Origin of the sequence: Microbacterium sp. DT81.1, from assembly GCF_049844955.1 — a bacterium.
GTDB lineage: Bacteria > Actinomycetota > Actinomycetes > Actinomycetales > Microbacteriaceae > Microbacterium.
In genome coordinates, this window is sequence record NZ_JBNCMA010000001.1 from 827,352 (window position 1) to 850,346 (window position 22,995).

The window sequence follows — 22,995 nt, forward strand, 5'->3', positions numbered from 1 at the left end:
GCCGACCTATCGCACTCGCGCTGCAGTGCTCGTCGCGCGCTGCGTCACATCGCGGCGCGCGAACAGCAAACGGCAGCGCGTCCCGCGGAGGTACCTGACGCACCGCGGCATCCGGTTCATGCCGTGATGTGAATGCCCTTCGCCACCACGGTGATGCCCGAGTCCGTCACGGTGAAGCCGCGCTCCAGGTCTCTGTCGCGGTCCACGCCCACGGTCGCACCGTCATCGAGCACGACGTTCTTGTCGAGGATAGCCCGATGGATGCGGGCTCCTTTGCCGATGAGGACCCCGTCGAAGACGACGGCATCCGTCACGGTCGATCCGCCGCCTGCCAGCGTCCACGGACCCACCACGCTGCGCTCGAGATGCGTGCCCGAGAGCACCGATCCGAGCGAGACGATGGAATCGATCGTGTTCGTGATGCGCCCCATCGAGTCCCGTACGAACTTGGCCGGGGGCGAGTTCACCGTCTGGGAGTGGATCGGCCACTCCATGTTGTAGAGGTTGAACACGGGCAGCGTCGAGATCAGGTCCATGTGCGCGTCGAAGAACGAGTCGATCGTTCCCACATCGCGCCAGTAGTCGCGGTCGCGCTCCGTCGAACCGGGCACGTCGTTCGCCTTCATGTCGTAGACGCCCGCCTCGCCCCGCGAGACGAAGTACGGGATGATGTCGCCGCCCATGTCGTGGTTCGAGGTGGGCAGCTCGCCGTCGTGCTCGACCGCCTCGATGAGGGCGTCGGCATCGAAGATGTAATTGCCCATCGACGCCAGGATCTCGCCGGGGGAGTCCTGCAGCCCCTCGATCTCGCTCGGCTTCTCGAGGAACTCCCGGATGCGCGTGGCGTCATCGGGCTGCACGTCGATGACCCCGAATTGGTTGGCGAGCTCGATCGGCTGCCGGATGCCGGCGACCGTGGCTCGTGCGCCCGACGCGATGTGCGCGTCGAGCATCTGACGGAAATCCATCCGGTAGACGTGGTCCGCGCCCACGACGACGACGATGTCCGGCTTCTCGTCGCGGATCAGATTCAGGCTCTGCAGGATGGCGTCGGCCGATCCGCTGAACCACCGCTTGCCGAGTCGCTGCTGGGCGGGCACGGACGTCACATACGAGTCCAGCAATGCAGACATCCGCCACGTCTGCGATACATGCCGGTCGAGGCTGTGCGACTTGTACTGCGTCAGCACGACGAGCTGTCTGAGGCCGGAGTTGATCAGATTGGATATCGCGAAATCGATCAGCCGGTATTGCCCCCCGAAGGGCACGGCGGGCTTCGCACGGTCGACGGTGAGGGGCATGAGGCGCTTCCCCTCCCCACCGGCGAGGACGATTCCAAAGACCTTCGGCGCTGTAGGCATGGCACCACCCTAGAGCGCCCCGCCGCGCTGTACTAGCGTTCTGGCATGCGCGTCGACATCATCACCAAGGAGTATCCGCCCGAGATCTACGGCGGAGCGGGGGTGCATGCGGCCGAACTCGTGAAGGCGCTCAGGGCGGTCGATTCGTCCGACGGGCCGCTCGATGTGCAGGTGCGCTGCTTCGGCGCGCCGCGCGACGAGGAGGGCACGACCGCGTACGGCGTGCCGACGGAACTGGCCGGCGCGAACGGCGCGATCCAGACGATGGGAACAGACCTCGAGATCGTCTCGGATGTCGCCGGCGCCGACGTCGTGCACAGCCACACCTGGTACGCGAACTTCGCCGGTCACCTGTCCTCGATGCTGCACGGCATCCCGCACATCGTCACCGCCCACAGTCTCGAGCCGCTGAGGCCGTGGAAGGCCGAGCAGCTCGGCGGCGGCTACGCCGTTTCGAGCTGGGTCGAGAAGACGGCCTACGAGTCGGCGGCCGCGGTGGTGGCCGTGAGCGAGGGCATGCGTGCCGACATCCTGCGCAGCTACCCTTCGCTCGATCCTGCCAAGGTGCGCGTGATCTACAACGGCATCGACGTGGATGCCTGGGGTCCGGTCGAGGACGCCGCCGTGCTCGAGGCCGAGGGCATCGACCCCTCCAAGCCGTCCATCGTCTTCGTCGGTCGCATCACCCGTCAGAAGGGCCTCCCGTACCTGCTGCGCGCGGCGGAGCAGCTGCCCCCGGACGTGCAGCTCGTGCTCTGCGCCGGCGCCCCCGACACTCCGCAGATCATGGCCGAGGTGGAGGCGGGGGTGCGAAAGCTGCAGGAGACGCGCTCGGGCGTCGTCTGGATCGACCGCCTGCTGCCCCGGCACGAACTCTGCGCGATCCTCTCGTCGGCGACGACGTTCGTATGCCCGTCGGTGTATGAACCGCTCGGCATCGTGAACCTCGAAGCGATGGCGTGCGGCGCGGCAGTCGTCGGCACGGCGACCGGGGGCATCCCCGAGGTGGTCGTCGACGGCGTGACCGGCCGGCTCGTTCCGATCGAGCAGGTGCAGGACGGCACCGGCACGCCCGTCGATCCTGATCGGTATGTGAACGACCTGGCCCGCGTGCTGACCGAGGTGGTCAGCGATCCGGCGCGTGCTGCTGAGTACGGCCGGGCCGGGCGGGAGCGCGCGACGAACGACTTCAGCTGGGGGCAGATCGCCGCCACCACAGAGGCGCTCTACTCCGAGGTCGCGAGTGCCGCCCGCGCCGCGGCGGGCACGGGAGCGGCAACGACGAGCCGATAGGCTTGGCGGCATGCCGCACGTGCTGGAGTTCTCCGACGTCGCTGTCCGTCGGGACGGCCGCAACATCGTCGATCGGCTCACGTGGTCGGTCGACGACGACCAGCGATGGGTCATCCTGGGACCGAACGGCGCCGGTAAGACGACCATCCTGCAGCTCGCGGACACGCTGCTGCATCCGACCTCGGGAGAGGTCACGATCCTCGAGGAGCGCCTGGGTCGCACCGACGTGTTCGAGCTGCGGCCCCGCATCGGGTTCGCGTCGTCCGCGATGGCCAAGCGCATCCCGGGTGAAGAGACGGTGCTGAACGTCGTGCTCACCGCGGCGTTCTCGGTGCTCGGTCGATGGAACGAGGAATACGACGACATCGATGAGCGGCGCGCCCTGCGCGTGCTCGCCGAATGGCGTCTCGAGGGCCTAGCGGATCGCACCTTCGGCACGCTGAGCGACGGCGAGCAGAAGCGGGTGCAGATCGCGCGGGCGATCATGACCGACCCCGAACTGCTGCTGCTGGACGAGCCGACCGCCAGTCTCGACCTCGGCGCTCGCGAAGAGCTGCTCCTGCTTCTCGGCGGTTACGCGCAGGCGCCGACGACGCCCGCGATGATCATGGTGACGCACCACGTCGAAGAGATCCCGGTGGGCTTCACGCATGTGCTGCTCATGAAGGACGGCGGCGTCGTGGCGGCCGGGCCGCTCGCCGAGACGCTGACGGCGGAGTCGCTCACCGAGACCTTCGGAGTGCCGATCGTGCTCACCCACGACGAGGGACGCTATGCGGCCCGCGCAGCATCCTGAGCACCGCGCTTCATCTGATAAGATCGATCCTTGGTGCACACGGCACCGCAGACTTTCCACGGGTCCCTGAACTCCTCAAGGGCCGCACATCCCGCAAGGACTTCCCATGCAGACTGAGATTCACCCCGAGTACCGGCCGATCGTCTTCCGCGACCTCGGCTCGGGCGAGACGTTCCTCACCCGCTCCACGGTGACGAGCGACAAGAAGATCGAGATCGACGGTGTCGAGTACCCGGTCATCGATGTCGAGATCTCGTCGGCGTCGCACCCCTTCTACACGGGCAAGCAGCGCATCATGGACTCCGCCGGTCGCGTCGAGAAGTTCAATCAGCGCTTCAAGAACTTCGGCGGCTCGAGCAAGTAAGCCACCACGAAAGGCCCCGCCTCGGCGGGGCCTTTCGCGTGTCCGGCTACCGGATCGGCCAGCTGCCGTCGAGCTCGTCGTCCGGGTCCAGCCGGCCGATGCTGATGAAGTACTCCGTGAGGCTCATAGCCTGAGCCCGCGCCCATGCGATCTGCCTCGTGTGCAGCTCGTCGACGGTCGGCGGCAGCACATCGGCGAAGCGCTGCGCGATCGCCTGGGCGACGCGGCCGGCGGCGATCGCGTCGGCCGATGCCTCGTGCGCGCCATCGAGCAGCACCGCGTAGTGCGCGGCCACCACGTCGAGGGTGCGCTTGCCCTTTCGATACCGATCGAACGTCTTGTCGACGACCAGCGGGTCGATCACCGGAGACGGGGACGCGATCGGCTCGATGCCATGGCGGAGCGCCTCGTACTTGAGCAGCGAGAAGTCGTACGGCGCGTTGTAGGCGACGACCGGGATGCCGTTGGCGAACAGCGCACGCAGCGCGGCGATGATCTCGCGGATCACCTCCGGCGCCGGTCGCCCCTCCGCGCGAGCCCTCGCGGTCGTGATGCCGTGCACAGCCGTGGCGCCGGCCGGGATCTCGATGCCGGGGTCGGCGATCCAGTCGCGGGCGCGCAGAACGGTGCCAGAGGCATCGAGCAGGCCGACGTGCGCGGTGACGATGCGATCCGCCTCGACATCGATCCCGGTGGTCTCGAGGTCGAACACGCCGACGACGTGGCTCCAGGCGGGCGTCTCGAAGAGGGCCAGTGGAACGGCGTGCCAGGTGCTCATGCGCCCAAGGTATGGGCCGGCTCGGACATCGCCCTCCAGGCACACCGGGCTTGGCCTCCAGGCACACCGGGCTTGGCCTCCAGGCACACCGGGCTCCGCCCGCAGGCGCACCGGGCTCCGCCCGCAGGCGCACCGGGCATCCGGTCCGTAGACTCGGGCGGGTGCCCGCTCCCCACACCACTGCGTCAGGCCCGATGGTGCCCCACCCCGTCGTGCCCCTCGACACGCTGGCGCCGACACGCCGCGAAGTCGAGGCTGCGGGGGGCACGACTGCCTACTGGGTGTACGGTCCAGCGGATGCCGTGAACACCGTCGTCGCGGTGCACGGCTTCCGGGGCGAGCACCACGGACTCGAGCCCGTCGTCGCGGCTCTTCCCGGCATCCGCATCATCTCGCCGGATCTTCCCGGTTTCGGCGAGACGCCGCCCCTCCCCGGCCGCACCCACGACATCGACGCGTACTCCGACTGGCTGCGGGCTTTCGTCGAAGGGGTCGCGCCCGGCGCTGTGATCCTCGGCCATTCATTCGGGTCGATCGTCGCCTCGGCGGCGGTCGCCGCGGGTCTGGTGACGCCGCGCCTCATCCTCGTGAATCCGATCGGCGCTCCAGCGCTCACAGGGCCGAGGGGCGTTCTGACGAGACTCGCCATCTTCTACTACTGGGCGGGCGCGCGCCTGCCCCGGAAGCTCGGCACGGCTCTTCTGCGCAACGGGGTGATCGTCCGCGTGATGAGCGTGTCGATGGCGAAGACCGACGACAAGCGCCTGCGGCGCTTCATCCACGAGCAGCACGACACCTACTTCTCGCGGTTCGCCGACCGGGACGTGCTGCGCGACGCATTCGTCACGAGCGTCTCGCACGATGTCAGCGAGTACGCCCCGGGCATCGCCGTGCCGACTCTCCTGGTGGCCGCCGACCGCGACGACATCACGCCGATCGAGGCCGAGCGCCGGCTCGCGCGCATCTTCCCCGACGCGCAGCTCGTCGAGATCGCCGACGTCGGCCACCTCATCCACTACGAGAAGCCGCTCGAGGCGGCCGCCGCGATCACGGGGTTTCTTGCAGCCCCCGCCGACGGCGGTACGCGTTGACGTTCATCCGGTTGCCGCAGTTGCCGGAGTCGCAGTAGCGCTTCGACCCGTTGCGGGAATAGTCGATGTAGACCCCGGCGCAGTCGTCGGCCTCGCAGACGCCGACGCGGTCGTATTCGTCGGCGCGGATGACGTCGACGAACGCCATGGCCGTCTCCACGAGGATCCTCGTCGCCAGGGGCGCGTCGTCACCGGTGGCATGGACGTGCCAGTCGTACTGGTCGTGGATCACGAGCTGCGGCAGCGCTCGGCCGTCGCGCAGCATGGCATTGACAAGCGGAACCGCGCCGTCGCGGTCCGTCGCCCACAGCGCGAGCAGCCGTGGCCGGATCTCGCGCATCTGCGCGAGCTCCTCCGCGTCCCGCCGGATGTCGCCCGTGTAGGGACGGTCGCGAAGGAAGGCGTCGAGATCGGCGAGATCGCTGAGGCGGTCCGCGCCGTCCCTGTCCGTATCGGGGTGGGTGTTTGCGAGCGCCGCCGCCGCCTCGAGCGCAAGGCGCGTGTCATCAATGAAAACCATCTTGACTCCTGACAAACAAGTACCGTATCGTCACGAGTGTAACGCTCATTGACTCCTGACAGACGGATCCCGCATGACTGCTTCGACCGCATCCATCGCTCCAGCTCCCATGGCGGCCGTCTCATCACGTGTGCACACCACAGGTCTCCTCATGGCCGTGGCCTCCGCCCTCGCGTTCTCCTCGAGCGGGCCTCTGATCAAGCCGCTGCTGGAGGCGGGATGGTCGGTCGGCGCCGCCCTGCTGGTGCGCATGGGAGTCTCGGGGCTCATCCTCTCCGCCCCCCTCCTCCTCGCGATCACGCGGCAGCCGGGGTTTCTGCGTCGCCACGGCCTGCTGATCGTGGGCTTCGGACTCACCGCGGTGGCCGGCTGCCAGATCTTCTTCTTCGGGGCGATGCAGCGGATGCCGGTGGCCATCGCGCTGCTGATCCAGTACCTGGCACCCGTGCTGCTCGTCGGCTATGCCTGGGTGCGCACCCGGCGTGCCCCCTCCCGCCTCGTCATCGCGGGCACCATCGTCGCCGTCACGGGCCTGGTGCTGGTCGTCGACATCGCCGGGGCGAAATTCGATCTCATCGGAACGCTGCTCGCCCTGGCCGCGGCCGTCTGCGTCGCGGCCTACTTCCTGATCTCGGAGCGGGCAGGCGATGACCTGCCCCCGCTCGCCCTCGCCGGGGGAGGACTGCTGGTGGGCACGGCGTTCATGGGCCTGCTCCTGGTCAGCGGCATCCTGCCCTTCGCGGCTCCCGCTGTCTCGGTTCCGCTCGCGGGCATGGAGCTGCCGTGGTTCGTCCCGCTGCTGTGGGTCGCGGGCGTCGCGACGACGGTGGGCTACGCGCTGGGCGTGATGGCGGTGCCCCGTGTGGGCTCGCGAGTCGCCTCGTTCGTCGGCCTCTCGGAGGTGCTGTTCGCGCTGGGATTCGCGTGGCTGCTGCTGGGGGAGGCGCCATCTGTGGTGCAGCTGTTGGGCGGAGCGCTCATCCTCGGTGGCGTCATCCTGGTCAGGATGGATGCCGAGGCGGTCGCCGCTGTCCCACGCCGCTCCGCGGCGGCTGAGGCGGATCGCTCCGCGGCGGCTGAGGCGGATCGCTCCGCGGCCGCGGCTACGGCTCCCGCCGTGCCAGCTCCATGAGCGGAGCCAGGCGGTAGGGGATCACTTCGCCCATCACGAGGGAGGTCTCGGTGCGCTCCACGCCTTCGATGCCCAGGATGCGCGCGTCGATGTCGAACAGGTGCCGCGCGTCCCTGCAGGCGACCCGCGCGAGCAGATCCACCTGACCGCTCAGCCCGTGGGCCTGTACGACCTCGGGGATCTGGGTGAGCTCCTGGGTGATGCGCGGCAGCTCCACCTGGCGCACCTCGACGTTGATGAAGGCCTCGAGGGGAAAGCCCAGCGCACTCGAGGAGATGGCCCGTTCGAAGGAGAGGAAGACCCCGGCGCGCTCCAGCCTGGCCATGCGGGCCTGCACCGTGTTGCGCGAGAGCCCCAGTCGATCGGCGAGCGCGACGACGGTGGCGCGGGGATCATCGGCGAGCGCGGCGAGAAGCTCGAGGTCGACGTGGTCGAGGGAGGCCATAGTGCGAAACAATAGCACGTCATCGGGCTGCCCCACTTGGCAACATGCTCAAGTCTCACGCACATGCTTGAGCTAGGTGCCTCTCCGACGTAATCTCGAATGGTCGGCGAAGCTGCCGGCGATCGGTCCGGTCGGCCTCACGAGGGCGGACCGCGATTCTGGAGGTACAGCGATGGCGCAGACCCGAACACCCGCAGCAGAACCCTCGATCGACGTCGACGACGTCTCCAGGGTTCTCGATCAGAACGGTGAGAGGCTTCCGAACGCGGACCTCGACCGATTCCTCGCCGGCATGGACGTGGCTGAGATGCAGGGCCTCTACCGCGACATGGTCGTGGTGCGCCGCATCGACGCCGAAGGCATGGCGCTGCAGCGTCAGGGCCAGCTCGCGCTCTGGGCGCCGTGCCAGGGCCAGGAGGCCGCCCAGGTCGGCACCGCCCATGCGGTGCGCTCCGACGACTTCATCTTCCCGAGCTACCGCGAGATCGGCGTCAACTACGTGCGGGGCGCGGAGCTCGTCGACTTCGTGCGGGCGTGGCGCGGTGAGGAGCACTCCTCCTTCAACCCGTACGACATCAACGTCGCGACGCCGCAGATCATCATCGGAGCGCAGACCCTGCACGCCGTCGGCTACGCCATGGGCATCCAGAACGACGAGACCGATCAGGTCGCTGTCACGTACTTCGGCGACGGAGCCACCAGCCAGGGCGATGTCAACGAGGCGATGATCTTCGCGTCGTCGTTCCGCGCGCCGGTCGTCTTCGTCTGCCAGAACAACCAGTGGGCCATCTCCGAGCCGGTGACGGTTCAGGCGAAGTTCCCGATCGCCGGCCGGGCACCGGGCTTCGGCATCCCCAGCATGCGCGTCGACGGCAACGATGTGCTCGCCTGCGTGGCGGCGATGCGGTGGGCGCTCGAGAACGCGCGCAAGGGCAACGGTCCCGCCTATATCGAGGCCGTCACCTACCGGATGGGCCCGCATACGACCGCGGATGACCCGTCGCGCTACCGCGACAAGGACGAGGTGGAGCTCTGGCGTCGCCGCGACCCGATCGCGCGCCTGGAGGCCTACCTTCGCGGCATCGGCGGCTTCGACGAGGCGTTCGCCGCATCGGTGGCCGAAGAATCGGACCGGGTGGGCGCCGAGCTGCGGGCCCAGACGCTGGCACTCACCTCCCGGCCTCCGATCGGCGTGCTCGACCACGTCTACGCCGAACCGCACTCAGGGCTGGACCGCCAGCGCGCCGAGTTCGCCGCCTACCTCGACGGCTTCGCACCGGAGCCGGGCGCTTCGAGCGAGGGAGCGGGACGATGACGCAGCTGACGATGGTGAAGGCCATCAACGAGGGGCTCCGTCAGGCCATGAAGGACGACCCCAAAGTCGTCGTGATGGGAGAGGACGTCGGCAAGCTGGGGGGTGTCTTCCGCGTCACCGATGGGCTCATGGACGAGTTCGGCAAGCGCCGCGTCATCGACACCCCGCTCGCCGAGTCGGGCATCATGGGCACCGCGGTGGGGCTCGCGTACCGCGGCTACCGGCCGGTCGTCGAGATCCAGTTCGACGGGTTCGTGTACCCCGCGTTCGATCAGATCGTCTGCCAGGTCGCGAAGCTGCACTACCGCACCCGCGGCAACGTCACGATGCCGATCACGATCCGCATCCCGTGGGCGGGAGGGGTGGGCGCCGCCGAGCACCACTCCGAGTCCCCGGAGGCGTACTTCGTACACACCTCGGGTCTGCGGGTCGTCGCCGTGTCCAATCCGCAGGACGCCCACCTCATGCTCCGGCAGGCGATCGCCTCGAATGACCCCGTGGTCTACTTCGAGCCGAAGCGGCTGTACCACACCAAGGGCGAAGTCGACCTCGGCGCGAGCCTGGCCGATGCTCCGCCCATGCACGTCGCGCGCGTCGTGCGCGAGGGCACGGATGTCACGCTGATCACGTATGGCGCCCAGGTCAAGACGGCGATGGATGCCGCGGCCGCGGCCGAGGACGAGGGCACATCGATCGAGGTGATCGACCTGCGATCCGTGTCTCCGGTGGACTACACGACGATCGATGCATCGGTCCGCAAGACCGGTCGGGTCGTCGTCACCCACGAGGCGGCGCGGGAGGGCGGCGTCGGAGCCGAGCTCATCGCGAGCATCACCGAGCGCTGCTTCAACTACCTCGAATCGGCACCCGTGCGCGTGACGGGCCACGACATCCCGTACCCCCCGGCCAAGATCGAGCAGTTCCACATCCCGGACCTCGACCGCATCCTCGACGGCGTCGACCGCGCGCTCGACCGCCCCAACAGCCTCTCGGGGGTTCAGCTGTGATCCAGGAGTTCACGCTGCCCGACCTGGGCGAAGGCCTTCCCGAGGCGGAGCTGGTGTCCTGGCTCGTGAGCGTCGGCGACACGGTGACGCTCAACCAGACGATCGCCGAGGTCGAGACGGCCAAGGCCGTCGTCGAGCTGCCCTCACCGCACGCCGGCGTCGTCACGACACTCCACGCCCAAGCCGGCGACGTAGTCGCGGTCGGCGCCCCGCTCATCTCGTTCGAGCTGGGTGGCTCCTCCGCGCACGCGGCGGCGCCCGCTGAGACCGCCGAGGCGGAGAAGCTGCCACCGAACCTCGTCGGCTACGGCGCCGCTCCCGCGGCATCCGGTCGACCCGCTCGTCGCGCACGCGGCGCCCGTTCCGACTCTCCCGCCGTCGACACCGCCGTCCTCGAGGCCGCGCCGCACGACGTGCTTCGCGAGACGGAGCTCGCTCACGAGGTGCCGATCGAGCGCCCGCGCTCCACCCCTCCGGTGCGCAAGCTCGCGAAGGACCTCGGCGTCGACCTGGCGCTCGTCGAAGGGTCGGGGGAGTCCGGCCTCATCACCCGCGCAGACGTCGAGGCCTACGCGTCTCGGGTAGCCGCGCCCGTGACCGGGCCCGCGGCTGCGCGTCCCACGTCGGCCGCTCCGGCGCCCGGCCGCGACGATGCCACCCGCACGACGCGCGTGCCCATTCGCGGCGTGCGCAAGTTCACGGCGGAGGCGATGGTGCGCAGCGCCTTCACCGCCCCGCACGTCACCACCTTCCACACGGTCGATGTGACGCCGACGATGGAGCTGATCGCCTCGCTCCGCGCGGACAAGTCGCTCGCCGAGCACCGCATCGGCGTTCTCGCCGTCGCGGCGAAGGCGGTGTGCCTCGCCCTGTCGCGCACGTCGAGCCTGAACGCGAAGTGGGACGAAGCCGCCGGCGAGATCGTGCAGCACCACTACGTGAACCTGGGCATCGCCGCGGCCACCGAGCGCGGCCTGGTCGTGCCGCACATCAAGGACGCCGACGCGATGAACCTCGTCGAGCTCTCCGATGCGATCGGCGCCCTCGCTACGACGGCTCGGGCGGGCAAGACCACGCCGGGCGACATGACGGGCGGCACCTTCTCGATCACCAACGTCGGCGTCTTCGGAGTCGAGGCGGGGACGCCCATCATCAACCCGGGCGAAGCGGGCATCCTGGCACTCGGCGCGGTGCGGCGTCAGCCGTGGGAGTACCGCGGTGAGATCGCGCTGCGCGACGTCATGACGCTGAGCCTCTCGTTCGACCATCGTCTGGTGGATGGCGAGCAGGGCGCGCGGTTCCTGGTGGATGTCGGCGACATCCTGCGCGAACCCGGCCGGGCGATGCTGCTGGGCTGACCTGAACGATCTTGCAGCGAGACGATCGCCGACGATCAGACGTTGAGGTCTAGACGCTCGGCATGCGCGGGCGTAGTCTGACTATCGCAATCGGGGCGCACCGGCTGGGGCGGGTGGGGATCAGTCGCACCGATGACGCCTTGCAAAGTATGCGCTCGGGTCGATGTCGACCCGAGCGCATTTCTTCGGCCCGTCCGTGCCACGCACGCCCTACGACCAGTCTTCGTCGGGCGCGGGCCGCAGGCGCTTGGCGGCGTCGACCACGTCCTGCAGGTCCACCGGATCGCTGAACGGGTCCTCGTCCAGCTCGGTCACCCGGTTCAGCTCCTTCTGCCAGCGCCGCAATTCTGAGATGTACGGCTCGTGCGGCACGCGCGACAACTCCTGTCCAGAGGGCACCAGATCACAGATGCCGTTGTGCAGCCACTCGCCCGTGTGCCAGTCGGGCATGTCCACACCGGGGAACAGGCAGACGCCGTGCAGGTCCATGCCCAGGTTGACGGCCGCCATCGACTCGTTCATCACGTCCCGCAGCCAGTCGGGACGCCCTTCGCCCAGGCCGCTGGTCTCTCCGATGATCATCGGCCGCCGGTAGCGGTCCCAGATGCGCTGCAACAGGGTGGACAGCGGCTGGATGCCCGGACTGCCGGGAGGCAGGGCCTGGTGGGGCCCGCTCTCGCGGTATTCCATCTGCCCGAACGAATAGTTGTTGGCCCCGACGATGTCCAGGATCTCGGGCGCGCCGCCGAGTTCCGGGTGCTCCCTGCCGTACAGGATGTCCCACGCCAGGAAGGCGTCGACGAAGGTCTCGTGCTCTGCGGCCTCATGCTGGTCCGGGCGGTCCGGCGGGGCCACCACCTGGATCAGGGGGTCGACGTGGACCATCCGCGACTGCGGCAGCACCTCGCGCAGGGCCTTCACGCCGGCGATCGACGCTGTGCAGAGCGCGAGCCGGAAGCGCTCGCGCGTCTGCCGGTCCTTGCCGTACGGCGCCGCCCAGCCCCACTCGCCCCCGGCGAACGAGAAGAACGTGATCTCGTTGACGGGGGTGAACCAACTCGGGCCGTCGAGCTGTTCGGACACGTGCCGGGCGCAGGCACGGCAGTAGTCCGCGAACCGGGCGGCGAAGGCATCGTCGAACGGGTCGCTGTCGCCCGGGTAGCCGTAGTGGAAGAGATCCCAGATCGGCCGCACGCCGGTCTGCCGCATCGCATCGAGCACGGGCTCGATGGGGGAGAAGTCGTAGCGGCCGCCACCCTTGTCGACCAGCGGCCACGGGATGCCCTCGCGGGCGACCGCGATGCCGAGGTTCCGCAGCACCCGGTAGTCCTCCAGTGCGTGCGCGCGGTGTTGCGTCTCGGCCACCAGATCACGGCGACGCCCGTCCCGCCACAGGAACGTCGAGCACTCGAAACCGGAGAGGAAGAAAGTGGGAAAGATCCCCTGGCGCTGCGGATGGCCCATATTCCACTAGACCACAGAGCGACCGGCCGCGGGAGGCCCCGCTGTTCCGAAGTGCAAGAGCCGCCGTAGAGGCGCGGACCGGGTCGACGGTGAGTGCCCGACGGAGTCCCACCCGACGATGGGCACCGGGCCTCCGCGCGAGCGCGCATTCGGCGCCTATCGTGGGGCGCATGGCATGGCAGACTCTCGCGTCGCGGACCGTCTACGAGAACCGCTGGATCCGCGTACGGGAGGACGACGTGATCGGCCCTGGGGGGCCGGGCATCTACGGCGTGGTGGAGATGCGGCATCCGGCGGTCTTCGTCGTCGCGGTGGACGAGTCCGATCGGGTGTGTCTGGTCCGGCTGGAGCGATACGCGACCGGCGGACCGTCACTCGAGGTCCCCGCCGGCGGAACCGACGGAGAGGATCCGCTCGCCGCGGCGCAGCGCGAGCTGCGTGAAGAGACTGGACTGATCGCAGAGGACTGGCTCGAGGTCGGCCGCATGAACGCCCTGAACGGCGTCGCCAGCGCGCCTGAGCACGTCTTCCTTGCGCGCGGACTTCGCTCCGATGCCGGAGGTCTGCTCTCCGAGGCGCAGCGGGAGGAGGGCATCGACGCAGTGGAATGGATGCCGTTCTCGGAGCTCGTGTCGCTGATCGGCCGCGGCGGCGTGAGCGATGGCGAGTCGATCGCGGCGATCGCACTGGCCGCGGTTCACCTCGGCCGGTTCGCCTGACCCAGTAGGTTCGTTCACATGCACCTCGCCGCCAGGATCACCAGGGGCGTTGCCGTTCTCGTCGTCGGTGGCCTCGTCGCCGTCGCTGTGCCGACCGTGTCTGGCGCATACGCTCAGCTGTCGTCCTGGCCGATCTTCCAGCCCACCGAGGAGCCGACCGAGGAGCCGAGCGGGGAGCTGGCGTCCGCGGAGGACGACCCGATCGGCAAGAAGATGATCGATGAGCTCGGCGACGGCTACGTGTACGTCGGAAACGGCACCGCCATCCCCAAAGGCGTTCCTGCCGGATGCGAGAACCCGGCCTGGCTGAACGCCGGAGGGATGAGCGCAAGCCTGAGTGTGGACCTGGTGGACCGCGGCGCACGAGACCTCGCCGCGGGCATCACAAGCCTGGACGACGAGGGCCGGATCGTGACCTACACCGTCGCTCCCGGTGACGCGCTCTTAGCGATCGGTGACCGGTTCTGCATCGCGAACGCGCTGGCTATCGCCGACCTCAACCACACGCGGACGATCCAGCCCGGCGAGGTGCTGCTCCTCCACCCTGACAGCTCCATCCCGTGGATTCCGTACTTCAGCCCCGACGACGCGCCCGCCGGGTACCAGCAGATCCCGTACCAGCTCGCGGTTGAGGCGATGAGCGCCGCGGCCCACGCGGACGACCTCGAGGCCATGCGCGCGATCTTCGCCGACGACCTGTCTCGCCTGTTCCCCAATTCCGCCCACGCCGACGTCATCGCGCAGGCGCTCGCCGTCGGCGATCTCGACGTGCTGCGCCAGATGTTCGCCTGACCCCTAGCCCGCCAGGCCCACGCCAGACTGCGACCGTGCCCCCTGAACCCGAGCGCCCCACCGCGGTGTCGACCGCGTACGGAGTGAGGTCGATCGTGCTCGCGCCGACGTCCTTCCTCGTTGCAGTCGTCGCCGCAGTCGTCGTCGCGTTCACCCCGTTGGCCCTTCTCGGGCCGAACGTCATAGTGGGGGTTCCTTGCGCCTTCGGGCTGCTTACCGCGTTCGTGGGAATGGCGCTTGGGCTGATCTGTTGGATCGAGGGCCGATCGAGCTCTGCTGACGCCCCCCGGCGCCGGGCCGCGATCAATCTCGGGTGCACAGGCGCGACCATGTGCGCAGTCTCCGTTCTCGCACTGGTTTCACTTTGGCTGTATCTCCCCACCCAGATCGTCCACACGCCGCTGTGGTCTTGAATCAGCCGAGCTGGGCTGGAGCTGGGGAGGCCGCGGCATCCGGATACGGGTCCCTGCCAGGGTGTGCGCGTCCGTTGCGGTAGACTGGGGATACCTGCGGAGCTCATCTGCTCCCTTGCGTCGTCAGAACGCACCATGAGGCCCTCGCTCAGCGAGCGGATTCCTGCATAATTCTCACGGCGAACGGATGCGTCGACCGACGCCTTCGCCTCATCCCCACCGCGATGCCGCGCCCGAACGCAGCATGACAGCGCCTTCCGGCGCGTGCGGGTGGACACTGCCCGAAAGGCACCACCACATGACCACCGAAATCCCCACCTTCGCCGCTCTCGGCGTACCCGCCCCGCTCGTGCGCGTCCTCACGGAGCAGGGCAAGAGCGAGCCGTTCCCCATCCAGGTCGACACCCTGCCCGACACGCTCGGCGGACGCGACGTGCTCGGACGCGGCAAGACCGGCTCGGGAAAGACGCTCGCGTTCGCGCTGCCCCTCGTCGCCCGCCTCGGCGGCAAGCTCGCCGGCGGCAGCCGCCGCGCCGGCCGCCCGCTCGCCCTTGTGCTCGCGCCGACCCGTGAGCTCGCCACCCAGATCGACGAGGTCATCAAGCCGCTCGCAGCCGCCTACGGCCTCAAGACCACCACCATCTACGGCGGCATCAACCAGAAGCGCCAGGTCGACGCACTCAACGCCGGCGTCGACATCGTCGTGGCCTGCCCCGGTCGCCTCGAAGACCTGATGAACCAGCGGTTCATCACCCTCGACGCCGTGGAGATCACCGTGCTCGACGAGGCCGACCACATGGCCGACCTCGGCTTCCTCCCGGTCGTCACCCGCATCCTCGACAAGACGCCCCAGGGTGGCCAGCGGCTGCTCTTCTCCGCCACGCTCGACAACGGCGTGGACAAGCTTGTCCGCCGCTTCCTTCAGAACGAGGTGCTGCACTCCGTCGACGAGGCCACCTCGCACGTCGCGGCGATGACCCACCACGTGTTCGAGACCGCCGACAACGACACGAAGCGCAATCTGATCAACACGCTCGCGTCCGGTCGCAGCCGTCGCATCCTCTTCACTCGCACGAAGCACCAGGCCAAGAAGCTCGCCAAGCAGCTCACCGAGTCGGGAATCCCGGCCGTCGACCTGCACGGCAACCTGTCGCAGCCGCAGCGTGACCGCAACCTCGCCGCGTTCGGCGACGGTTCGGTCCGGGTGCTCGTGGCGACGGATGTCGCGGCCCGCGGTGTGCACGTCGACGACGTCGCGCTCGTGGTGCACGTCGACCCGCCCATGGAGCACAAGGCGTACCTGCACCGCTCGGGCCGCACGGCTCGCGCCGGCAGCGCGGGTGACGTCGTGACGATCATGCTGCCCTCGCAGCGCGGCGACACCGTGTCGCTCCTCAAGAAGGCCGCCATCGCCGTGAAGCCCACGCCGGTGGTGCACGACTCCCACGCTGTGACGACGCTTGTCGGCGAGACCGCGGCGTACGTGAAGCCCGAGCCGCGCCCGGTGGTCCAGCAGCAGGGTGGCGGCGGGCGTTCGCAGGGTGCCAACGCGCAGCGCAAGCGCGCGGCGCGCGACGGCGCTCAGGGCGGACAGCGCCAGGGACAGCGCGGCCAGGGCGGGCACCGTTCGGGTCAGCCGGCCGCACGTGGCGAGGGTCAGCCGAGCACGCGCAGCGGCCAGTCCGGCCAGCGCACCGGCGGCGGCGGCCAGCGCTCGGGCGGTCAGGCTCCCCGCAGCGGCGGCATGCGCGTCGGCGACACCGTCGGTGGACGGCCCCGTACCAACCGCCGCTCGCAGGGCTGATCGCTCTACCCGAGGCGCCTACACGCGCTTCGGGTAGAACAGCCCGAGCCCATGCGTCTTGAGCACGTTGTAGGCATCGGCGTAGGTCTCGGGCTCGGGGTCGGAACCCGACCCGTACCGCGCGAGCAGCAGGCCGACGAGTCCCTTTCCCGGAGGGCTCAGCGGCTTGTCCTTGTGCGGATGCTGGGTGGGATCCGGCGCGTCCTGCGCCTCCGGGTTCGCCGGAACATACATCGGGTGCACGCCCGGCCATTGCCGGGGGTCGCGCGGCGTCTGCAGGTTCACGATCGAGAACAGGTCGTTTGCTCCGGCGTCTCGCCTCGTCAGCGGACTCAGCCCGTGCCGCCGGCAGAGCGTGGCGATCACCGATCCGTGGTGCATCTCGTCGTGGACGATCGTCCCGGCCCGGGTATACGCAGACACGGCGATCGCGGGCACGCGCGGACCCAGCCGATCGAAGGCGAACCCCATCTCGCCCGCAGGTGCATCGGCCTCCGGCGGCGTCGCGGCCGGGGGAGCGACGTGGTCGTACGTGCCGCCGTGCTCGTCGAAGGTGATCAGCAGGAGAGTGTTGAGCGCGTTCGAACCCTCAGGAGTGGCGCTGCGACGCACGGCGTTGTAGACGTTCGCGACGAGCGCCTCACCCGCCCGGACGTCGGACACGGCCGAATCGAGCACCTCCGACCCGTCGACCTCACTGCTGCGGAAGACGCCGAACGGCGGGTGGAAGTCGTTGTGGTTGTAGATCATCCGCGGCTCGATGAACGCGTACGCCGGCAGGGTGCCGCTTTCGGCATCCTCGTAGAACTCCGACATGAACCCGAAGTGCTCGGTGCGCCAGTAGTCCTCGAGCGCAGGGGCGTGGATGACGCCCGTGAGGGAGACCAGCTGCTGCTCGTCGTAGTAGACCTTCCACGACAGCCCGGCCTCCTGCAGGCGGTCGAAGATCGTGGTTGCCGGGGGCGCGTCGATCCATTTCGTGTACCCGCCGCCGTGCTTGTTCGTCACATGGCCGTGCGAGGTGGATGCGTGGAAGAACGAACGGTTGCAGTACGTCTGCGACGGCACGGCGGCGAACCAGGCGTCGAAGACCGCGAACTCCTTCGCGAGCGTCGAGAGCACCGGTAGCATCTCTGGGGCGAAGCCACCCATGACGTGATCGGCCTCGGCGGGGTCCGGCACTTTGCCCTTCCGCGACCGCTCGATGTTGATGTAGTAGTCCTGAACGAAGCCGTCCATGGTCGCAGAGGCGCCAGATGCCGGAGCGTTGTACGGCGCCGTCATGGCGTCGACCCAGAGCTGCGCGTTTCCCGCCGGATCGACCGTGCCGAAGAGCTGGGTGTTGACGTGCGGGAACTCCTCGCCCGGATCGGGGTTGGGCCTGCCCATCACCTCGTCGGTCGGTCCTTCGTATCGATGCGCCGGAACCCGTCGGCCCGTGGGGTCGAGGTTCGAGTAGTCGCCGAACGCCAGGCCGTCGAAGGTCTCGCCCTCGGGCAGCGTGTCGGGGGTGTACAGCCAGCCGAGCAGGTTGTCGAATGAGCGGTTCTCGCCCATCAGCACGATCACGTGGTCGAATCCCGGCTCTTCACGGGGGGAGAGGGCCCCGTAGTCCAGCGCGCCCTCCTTGTACCCTGCGGCATGCCCGATGGCGGCTCCCGCCGCGGCGCCCGCCGCTCCGCCGACGAGGAGGCCCGCGGCGGCGAGACCGCCGACCTTGAGGAAGTCGCGCCGCGAAGAGGCGGTGGCTGGAGACGCGGTGGGGGCGGACGCCTCAGCATCCGCCTCGCCCTCGGTGTTCCGCTCCCGCGCCATCGCCTCCAGGGTACCGGCGCCCTGGGACCCGAGGGTGGGTGGAACGGGGACTACGAGATGGCGGCGAGGGCCATCGACTCGAGGAGTTCGCGGACGGTCTCCTCGTCGGGGGCGTCGCGGAGTCCGCGCACGCTGTGCGGGGTCGAGTTGATCAGGCCGAAGCAGGCGTGCGCCCGTACGCGCAGCTCGCGTTCGGCCGCATCCGGGTGCGCTTCCGCGAGCACACCCACCCAGGTCTCGACGTATTCGCGCTGCAGGCGCCGCACCGCGCGGCGATCGTCCTCCACGAGGTTCGCGAGCTCGCGATCCTGCACCCGGATGACATCGGATTGATTGAGGGCGAAGTCGACGTGGAAGCGCACCAGCCCCGTGAGCCGTTCGCGTGCGCTGCCACCGGTCTCGACGACCTCCCGACCCCCGTCTCGGAGCCCCTCGCTGACACGCACGAGAATGGCGCCGAGGAGCGCCTGCTTGCCGGCGAAGTGCCGGTAGACGGCCGGCCCGCTGATTCCGACCGCCGCCCCGAGCTCCTCCAGGCTGACGCCCGAGAAGCCCCGGTCCGCGAAGAGGCGGGCCGCCTCGCGCAGCAGCGCGGACTGCCGGTCGGCCTTGGCCCGGTCGCGTTCGGTGGGGACGCTTGCCATCTCAGTTAATCCTCGCTAACCTTGGATCTCAGTTAGTGCACACTAACCGGGTACACGCGCGGCGGACAAGCCGTGTGATGAGATCGTGACGTCGACGGAGACCGGATGCCGACCCGCAGCAGCATGACGACCCTGTCCAGCGGGGTGGTGCACGACGATGCCTTCACCCGCACGCGCGACGGGCAGGCGGGGCTCGCCGCCGACCTGCGGGAGCGGCTGGCCGCGGCATCCCTCGGCGGGCCGGAGTCCTCGCGCACGCGCCACACCGCCCGCGGCAAACTGCTGCCACGCGACCGCGTCGAGCGGCTGCTCGACCCGGGCAGCCCATTCGTCGAACTCGCGCCGCTGGCCGCCGACGGACTGTACGAAGACGAGGTGCCCGCCGCCGGCGTGATCGCCGGAATCGGGCTGGTGCACGGCCGCCACGTGATGGTGGTGTGCAACGACGCGACGGTGAAGGGCGGCACATACCTGCCGATCACGGTCAAGAAGCACCTGCGCGCACAGGAGGTGGCGCTCGAGAACCGGCTGCCCTGCATCTACCTCGTCGACTCCGGCGGGGCATTCCTGCCCAAGCAGGACGAGGTGTTTCCCGACCGCGACCACTTCGGGCGCATCTTCTACAACCAGGCGCAGATGTCGGCGCAGGGGATCCCGCAGATCGCCGCGGTGCTGGGTTCGTGCACGGCCGGGGGCGCCTACGTTCCCGCGATGAGCGACGAGACCGTGATCGTTCGCAACCAGGGCACGATCTTCCTCGGCGGGCCGCCCCTCGTGAAGGCCGCCATCGGCGAGATCGTGACGCCGGAAGAGCTCGGCGGGGGAGACCTGCACGCCCGAACCTCGGGGGTCGTGGATCACCTTGCGGAGCACGACGAGCACGCGCTCGAGATCGTCCGCGACATCGTCGCGACGCTGCCCCCGCCGCTCGCGCCCGCGTGGGACGTCGCGGAGACCGTGCCCCCGGTGGTCGATCCCGACGAGCTTTATGGCGTGGTGCCGGTCGATGTCAATCAGCCGTACGACGTGCGCGAGGTCATCGCGCGGCTCGTGGACGGCAGCGAGCTGCACGAGTTCAAGCGGCTGTACGGCGACACGCTCGTCACGGGATTCGCCCGCATCCACGGTCATCCGGTCGGGATCCTCGCGAACAACGGCGTGCTCTTCTCGGAGTCCGCGCAGAAGGGCGCGCACTTCATCGAGCTGTGCGACCAACGAGGGATCCCCCTGCTTTTCCTGCAGAACATCTCGGGCTTCATGGTGGGGCGGGATGCCGAGGCCGGCGGCATCGCGAAGGACGGCGCGAAGATGGTCACGGCTGTCGCGACCACGCGCGTGCCCAAGCTGACGGTCGTGATCGGCGGATCCTTCGGGGCCGGCAACTACTCGATGTGCGGCCGGGCGTACTCGCCGCGGTTCCTCTGGACCTGGCCCGCGAGCCGCATCTCCGTCATGGGCGGCCCGCAGGCGGCATCCGTCCTCGCCACCGTCAAGCGCGACCAGTTCGAGGTACGCGGAGAGGAGTGGTCGGCCGAGGACGAGGCTGCGTTCCGGGAGCCGATCCGGGAGCAGTACGAGACGCAGGGCAGCCCCTACTACGCCACCGCGCGGCTCTGGGACGACGGCGTTCTCGATCCGGCCGACACGCGTGACGTGCTCGGGCTCGCGCTCGATGTCGTCTCCCGGTCGCCGCTCCCCGAACCGCGCTTCGGCGTCTTCCGGATGTGAGCACCATGGAGAGCACAATTCCCACTCCGGTCCCTGAGCCTGTCCCGGTCCCTGAGCTTGTCGAAGGGCACCAACCGTCGACGCCGGTCCCTGTGGTTCGACAGGCTCACCAACCGTCGACGCCGGCGTTCGACACCGTCCTGGTCGCCAATCGAGGCGAGATCGCCCGCCGGGTGATCCGCACCCTGAAGCGGCTCGGCATCCGCTCGGTCGCCGTCTACAGCGACGCGGATGCCGACGCCCCGCACGTGCGAGAGGCGGATGCCGCCTACCGCATCGGTCCCGCGGCGGCGGCGCTGTCCTACCTGGATGCCGATGCCGTCCTCGCCGCGGCCCGGGAATCCGGGGCGCAGGCCATCCACCCGGGGTACGGGTTCCTGTCGGAGAACGTCGCCTTCGCCCGCGCCTGCGCCACCGCGGGCATTGTCTTCATCGGCCCGGGGGAGCGCGCGCTCGACGTCATGGGCGACAAGATCCGGTCCAAGGCGCACGTCTCGGCGAGCGGCGTGCCGGTCGTTCCCGGGATCGACGCGACCGGCCTCACGGATGACGAGATCGCGGATGCCGCGGCAGCTGTCGGCTACCCGCTGCTGATCAAGCCGTCCGCCGGGGGCGGCGGCAAGGGGATGCAGGTGGTGCGCGAGGCATCCGCGCTGCCGGAGGCGCTCGCCACCGCCCGTCGCGTCGCCAGCGCGGCCTTCGGCGATGACACGCTGCTGCTCGAACGGCTCATCGAGCGCCCTCGGCACATCGAGGTGCAGGTTCTCGCCGCCGCGAACGGCACCGTGCTGCACCTGGGCGAACGAGAGTGCACGCTGCAGCGCCGGCACCAGAAGGTCATCGAAGAGGCCCCGTCGCCGATCGTGGACGTCGCCACACGCGAGCGGCTCGGCGCGGCGGCCTGCGCGGCCGCCGCGAGTGTGGACTACCGAGGCGCCGGGACGGTCGAGTTCCTGGTCGCGGCCGCGCGTCCGGACGAGTTCTTCTTCATCGAGATGAACACGCGCCTGCAGGTCGAGCACCCCGTCACAGAGCTCGTCACGGGGTTCGACCTCGTCGAGCTGCAGCTGCGTGTCGCGGCAGGCGAGCCGCTCGGGTTCACGCAGGATGATGTGCGGCTCACGGGTCACGCGATCGAGGCCCGCGTGTACGCGGAGAGCCCCGAACGAGGCTTCGTTCCCGCGACCGGCGACGTGCTGGAGTGGATCGAGCCGACCGGTGCCCATGTGCGCGTGGACTCGGCGATCGAGACGGGCTCGCGCGTGAGCCCCGACTACGACCCCATGATCGCCAAGGTGATCGCCCGGGGTGAGGACCGTGCGGGGGCGCTGGCAACGCTCGACGGCGCCCTCGCTCAGACGGCGGTGCTCGGTGTGGACACGAACGTCGGCTTCCTGCGAGCGCTGCTGGCGGATGCCGCGGTGCGGGCCGGCGACCTCGACACCGGGTTGATAGGCCGGATGCCGCCCTTCGTCGCCGCGGGGCCGGCCGAAGCCGCCCTCGGCGCCGCCGCATCGTTCGTGAGAAACGTGATGCGCGGCGAGACGCCACGCGGCGCGTTGTCTCTGGATGGCGGCGTAGTGCCTCGTCCGGCCCGGCTCGCGAGCCCCCTGTGGCGGGCGGGCAGCGGCTGGCGCCCCGGGCTGCCGTCCCGGCCCGCTGCGCAGACCTTCGCGACCGACACGGGGGAGATCCTGAGTGCGACCACACCGCCGAATGGGGAGGCCGTCAGCATGGGCTCGCGCGCCAAGCGCCGGATGCTCGGCTATTCCGGCCCACCGGACACGCGGGTCGCGATGGATGCCGACGGCTCCCTGTGGGTGCACGCCGATGGCGCCACTCACCGGCTCACTGCCCTGACGCGTCGTGTGGCGCTCGAGCGCCGACTGGCCGAGGCGGACGGCGACATCGCCGCCACGCATCCCGAACTCCTCGCCCCCATGCCGGGAACCGTCGTGGCGGTCCACGTCGCGGACGGCGCGATGGTCCAGGCCGGGGACCGCGTCGTCACCATCGAGGCGATGAAGATGGAGCAGTCCGTCACCGCTCCGCACCCGGGAACCGCGCGCATCCTCGTCGCTCTGGGCGACCAGGTGCGCCGAGAACAGATCCTTGCCCGCGTCGAACCCGACGCCGCAGCATCGCTCGACTGAGAA

The 22,995-nt window shown here is 69.4% G+C and carries 20 protein-coding genes; 13 read left to right on the forward strand and 7 right to left on the reverse strand.

Translation table 11 applies throughout. The annotated features are described in order from the left end of the window. Positions 1–116: 116 nt before the first annotated feature. Complete coding sequence (locus tag ACLQ2Q_RS03865; protein WP_425818114.1) at positions 117–1,361, reverse strand: glucose-1-phosphate adenylyltransferase; 1,245 nt, start codon at positions 1,359–1,361, stop codon at positions 117–119. A gap of 45 nt (positions 1,362–1,406) precedes the next feature. On the opposite strand from ACLQ2Q_RS03865, the gene glgA reads away from it, so the two are divergent. From glgA to ACLQ2Q_RS03880, 3 genes are all read left to right on the forward strand, one after another. Then, a complete protein-coding gene (gene glgA / locus ACLQ2Q_RS03870; protein WP_425818116.1) occupies positions 1,407–2,654 on the forward strand; it encodes a glycogen synthase in 1,248 nt (415 codons plus the stop codon). Between the two features lie 10 nt (positions 2,655–2,664). Further along, positions 2,665–3,450 carry an ABC transporter ATP-binding protein gene (locus ACLQ2Q_RS03875; RefSeq protein ID WP_425818118.1) on the forward strand — a complete coding sequence of 262 codons (786 nt, stop codon included), beginning with the start codon at positions 2,665–2,667 and terminating at the stop codon, positions 3,448–3,450. A gap of 106 nt (positions 3,451–3,556) precedes the next feature. Continuing rightward, complete coding sequence (locus ACLQ2Q_RS03880) at positions 3,557–3,814, forward strand: type B 50S ribosomal protein L31 (protein ID WP_425818120.1); 258 nt, start codon at positions 3,557–3,559, stop codon at positions 3,812–3,814. A gap of 46 nt (positions 3,815–3,860) precedes the next feature. Here the strand turns inward: ACLQ2Q_RS03880 and ACLQ2Q_RS03885 are convergent, their stop codons facing one another. Continuing rightward, positions 3,861–4,592 (reverse strand): 3'-5' exonuclease, encoded by a 732-nt coding sequence (locus tag ACLQ2Q_RS03885; RefSeq protein ID WP_425818122.1) that lies wholly within the window; start codon positions 4,590–4,592, stop codon positions 3,861–3,863. Positions 4,593–4,786: 194 nt separating this feature from the next. Here ACLQ2Q_RS03885 and ACLQ2Q_RS03890 point away from each other — a divergent pair, with 194 nt between their 5' ends. Then, a complete protein-coding gene (locus ACLQ2Q_RS03890; RefSeq protein WP_425818625.1) occupies positions 4,787–5,683 on the forward strand; it encodes an alpha/beta fold hydrolase in 897 nt (298 codons plus the stop codon). Here the strand turns inward: ACLQ2Q_RS03890 and ACLQ2Q_RS03895 are convergent. Continuing rightward, on the reverse strand, positions 5,640–6,203 hold the full coding sequence (locus ACLQ2Q_RS03895) for a CGNR zinc finger domain-containing protein (RefSeq protein ID WP_425818124.1): 564 nt from the start codon (positions 6,201–6,203) through the stop codon (positions 5,640–5,642). The two genes, ACLQ2Q_RS03890 and ACLQ2Q_RS03895, sit on opposite strands and share 44 nt — an antisense overlap. 73 nt (positions 6,204–6,276) lie before the next feature. Here ACLQ2Q_RS03895 and ACLQ2Q_RS03900 point away from each other — a divergent pair, with 73 nt between their 5' ends. After that, a complete protein-coding gene (locus ACLQ2Q_RS03900) occupies positions 6,277–7,335 on the forward strand; it encodes an EamA family transporter (protein WP_425818126.1) in 1,059 nt (352 codons plus the stop codon). Here the strand turns inward: ACLQ2Q_RS03900 and ACLQ2Q_RS03905 are convergent. Continuing rightward, complete coding sequence (locus ACLQ2Q_RS03905; protein WP_425818128.1) at positions 7,307–7,780, reverse strand: Lrp/AsnC family transcriptional regulator; 474 nt, start codon at positions 7,778–7,780, stop codon at positions 7,307–7,309. The two genes, ACLQ2Q_RS03900 and ACLQ2Q_RS03905, sit on opposite strands and share 29 nt — an antisense overlap. A 172-nt stretch (positions 7,781–7,952) precedes the next feature. Between ACLQ2Q_RS03905 and pdhA the strand changes: the two genes are divergently transcribed. From pdhA to ACLQ2Q_RS03920, 3 genes are read left to right on the forward strand one after another with little or no spacing between them, the layout of a single operon-like run. Further along, complete coding sequence (gene pdhA / locus ACLQ2Q_RS03910; protein WP_425818130.1) at positions 7,953–9,095, forward strand: pyruvate dehydrogenase (acetyl-transferring) E1 component subunit alpha; 1,143 nt, start codon at positions 7,953–7,955, stop codon at positions 9,093–9,095. Beyond that, positions 9,092–10,102, forward strand: a complete 1,011-nt coding sequence (locus ACLQ2Q_RS03915; protein ID WP_425818132.1) for an alpha-ketoacid dehydrogenase subunit beta — start codon at positions 9,092–9,094, stop codon at positions 10,100–10,102. The genes pdhA and ACLQ2Q_RS03915 overlap by 4 nt, the downstream gene beginning before the upstream one ends. After that, positions 10,099–11,460, forward strand: a complete 1,362-nt coding sequence (locus ACLQ2Q_RS03920) for a dihydrolipoamide acetyltransferase family protein (protein WP_425818134.1) — start codon at positions 10,099–10,101, stop codon at positions 11,458–11,460. The genes ACLQ2Q_RS03915 and ACLQ2Q_RS03920 overlap by 4 nt, the downstream gene beginning before the upstream one ends. A gap of 210 nt (positions 11,461–11,670) precedes the next feature. On the opposite strand, the gene ACLQ2Q_RS03925 is transcribed toward ACLQ2Q_RS03920, so the two are convergent. Next, positions 11,671–12,924 carry a family 1 glycosylhydrolase gene (locus ACLQ2Q_RS03925; protein WP_425818136.1) on the reverse strand — a complete coding sequence of 418 codons (1,254 nt, stop codon included), beginning with the start codon at positions 12,922–12,924 and terminating at the stop codon, positions 11,671–11,673. A gap of 170 nt (positions 12,925–13,094) precedes the next feature. Between ACLQ2Q_RS03925 and ACLQ2Q_RS03930 the strand changes: the two genes are divergently transcribed. The 3 genes from ACLQ2Q_RS03930 (at position 13,095) to ACLQ2Q_RS03940 (ending at position 16,652) form a co-directional block, all read left to right on the forward strand. After that, on the forward strand, positions 13,095–13,643 hold the full coding sequence (locus tag ACLQ2Q_RS03930) for an NUDIX domain-containing protein (RefSeq protein WP_425818138.1): 549 nt from the start codon (positions 13,095–13,097) through the stop codon (positions 13,641–13,643). An 18-nt stretch (positions 13,644–13,661) separates the two neighbouring features. Further along, entirely contained in the window at positions 13,662–14,435 is a 774-nt protein-coding gene (locus ACLQ2Q_RS03935; RefSeq protein ID WP_425818140.1) for a hypothetical protein, read from the forward strand. Between the two features lie 711 nt (positions 14,436–15,146). After that, on the forward strand, positions 15,147–16,652 hold the full coding sequence (locus tag ACLQ2Q_RS03940; RefSeq protein WP_425818142.1) for a DEAD/DEAH box helicase: 1,506 nt from the start codon (positions 15,147–15,149) through the stop codon (positions 16,650–16,652). A gap of 18 nt (positions 16,653–16,670) precedes the next feature. On the opposite strand, the gene ACLQ2Q_RS03945 is transcribed toward ACLQ2Q_RS03940, so the two are convergent. Together ACLQ2Q_RS03945 and ACLQ2Q_RS03950 are read right to left on the reverse strand one after the other, a co-directional pair. Further along, a complete protein-coding gene (locus ACLQ2Q_RS03945; RefSeq protein ID WP_425818144.1) occupies positions 16,671–18,467 on the reverse strand; it encodes an alkaline phosphatase family protein in 1,797 nt (598 codons plus the stop codon). A gap of 50 nt (positions 18,468–18,517) precedes the next feature. Beyond that, entirely contained in the window at positions 18,518–19,111 is a 594-nt protein-coding gene (locus tag ACLQ2Q_RS03950) for a TetR/AcrR family transcriptional regulator (RefSeq protein ID WP_425818146.1), read from the reverse strand. Between the two features lie 123 nt (positions 19,112–19,234). Between ACLQ2Q_RS03950 and ACLQ2Q_RS03955 the strand changes: the two genes are divergently transcribed. Together ACLQ2Q_RS03955 and ACLQ2Q_RS03960 are read left to right on the forward strand one after the other, a co-directional pair. Continuing rightward, positions 19,235–20,839 carry a carboxyl transferase domain-containing protein gene (locus tag ACLQ2Q_RS03955; protein ID WP_425818627.1) on the forward strand — a complete coding sequence of 535 codons (1,605 nt, stop codon included), beginning with the start codon at positions 19,235–19,237 and terminating at the stop codon, positions 20,837–20,839. Positions 20,840–20,931: 92 nt separating this feature from the next. After that, complete coding sequence (locus ACLQ2Q_RS03960) at positions 20,932–22,992, forward strand: acetyl/propionyl/methylcrotonyl-CoA carboxylase subunit alpha (RefSeq protein ID WP_425818148.1); 2,061 nt, start codon at positions 20,932–20,934, stop codon at positions 22,990–22,992. The last annotated feature ends 3 nt before the right edge of the window (positions 22,993–22,995 follow it).

Bases quoted from the DNA above. Each gene is read 5' to 3' on its own strand.
- pdhA (WP_425818130.1), top strand. From the start codon at position 7,953: ATGGCGCAGACCCGAACACCCGCAGCAGAACCCTCGATCGACGTCGAC.
- ACLQ2Q_RS03915 (WP_425818132.1), top strand. From the start codon at position 9,092: ATGACGCAGCTGACGATGGTGAAGGCCATCAACGAGGGGCTCCGTCAG.
- ACLQ2Q_RS03890 (WP_425818625.1), top strand. From the start codon at position 4,787: ATGGTGCCCCACCCCGTCGTGCCCCTCGACACGCTGGCGCCGACACGC.
- ACLQ2Q_RS03865 (WP_425818114.1), bottom strand. From the start codon at position 1,361: ATGCCTACAGCGCCGAAGGTCTTTGGAATCGTCCTCGCCGGTGGGGAG.
- ACLQ2Q_RS03945 (WP_425818144.1), bottom strand. From the start codon at position 18,467: ATGGCGCGGGAGCGGAACACCGAGGGCGAGGCGGATGCTGAGGCGTCC.
- ACLQ2Q_RS03930 (WP_425818138.1), top strand. From the start codon at position 13,095: ATGGCATGGCAGACTCTCGCGTCGCGGACCGTCTACGAGAACCGCTGG.
- ACLQ2Q_RS03895 (WP_425818124.1), bottom strand. From the start codon at position 6,203: ATGGTTTTCATTGATGACACGCGCCTTGCGCTCGAGGCGGCGGCGGCG.
- ACLQ2Q_RS03875 (WP_425818118.1), top strand. From the start codon at position 2,665: ATGCCGCACGTGCTGGAGTTCTCCGACGTCGCTGTCCGTCGGGACGGC.
- ACLQ2Q_RS03940 (WP_425818142.1), top strand. From the start codon at position 15,147: ATGACCACCGAAATCCCCACCTTCGCCGCTCTCGGCGTACCCGCCCCG.
- ACLQ2Q_RS03935 (WP_425818140.1), top strand. From the start codon at position 13,662: ATGCACCTCGCCGCCAGGATCACCAGGGGCGTTGCCGTTCTCGTCGTC.
- ACLQ2Q_RS03900 (WP_425818126.1), top strand. From the start codon at position 6,277: ATGACTGCTTCGACCGCATCCATCGCTCCAGCTCCCATGGCGGCCGTC.
- ACLQ2Q_RS03885 (WP_425818122.1), bottom strand. From the start codon at position 4,592: ATGAGCACCTGGCACGCCGTTCCACTGGCCCTCTTCGAGACGCCCGCC.
- ACLQ2Q_RS03955 (WP_425818627.1), top strand. From the start codon at position 19,235: ATGACGACCCTGTCCAGCGGGGTGGTGCACGACGATGCCTTCACCCGC.
- ACLQ2Q_RS03925 (WP_425818136.1), bottom strand. From the start codon at position 12,924: ATGGGCCATCCGCAGCGCCAGGGGATCTTTCCCACTTTCTTCCTCTCC.
- ACLQ2Q_RS03905 (WP_425818128.1), bottom strand. From the start codon at position 7,780: ATGGCCTCCCTCGACCACGTCGACCTCGAGCTTCTCGCCGCGCTCGCC.
- glgA (WP_425818116.1), top strand. From the start codon at position 1,407: ATGCGCGTCGACATCATCACCAAGGAGTATCCGCCCGAGATCTACGGC.
- ACLQ2Q_RS03880 (WP_425818120.1), top strand. From the start codon at position 3,557: ATGCAGACTGAGATTCACCCCGAGTACCGGCCGATCGTCTTCCGCGAC.
- ACLQ2Q_RS03950 (WP_425818146.1), bottom strand. From the start codon at position 19,111: ATGGCAAGCGTCCCCACCGAACGCGACCGGGCCAAGGCCGACCGGCAG.